The organism is Serratia ureilytica, from assembly GCF_013375155.1.
In the GTDB taxonomy this organism is placed as follows: domain Bacteria; phylum Pseudomonadota; class Gammaproteobacteria; order Enterobacterales; family Enterobacteriaceae; genus Serratia; species Serratia ureilytica.
This window is the reverse complement of record NZ_JABXOF010000038.1, coordinates 1-217: the sequence shown is the minus strand read 5'-3', so window position 1 is coordinate 217 and position 217 is coordinate 1. Positions and strand designations below refer to the sequence as shown.

Below are 217 nucleotides of genomic sequence, written 5' to 3'. Positions count from 1 at the left end.
TGGTGCGAAGAGAGGGACTTGAACCCTCACGTCCGTAAGAACACTAACACCTGAAGCTAGCGCGTCTACCAATTCCGCCACCTTCGCATCGATGCTGAGTGCAATATAAATCATGTGGTTATTTGGTGCGAAGAGAGGGACTTGAACCCTCACGTCCGTAAGGACACTAACACCTGAAGCTAGCGCGTCTACCAATTCCGCCACCTTCGCGTACCAG

General features: G+C 52.1%; 2 tRNA genes. Both read right to left on the bottom strand.

Annotation, left to right across the window (positions count from 1 at the left end):
- A tRNA-Leu gene (locus tag HWW83_RS25560) sits at positions 1-87 on the bottom strand.
- Between the two features lie 36 nt (positions 88-123).
- Positions 124-210 (bottom strand) — tRNA-Leu (locus HWW83_RS25555).
- Positions 211-217 lie beyond the last annotated feature (7 nt).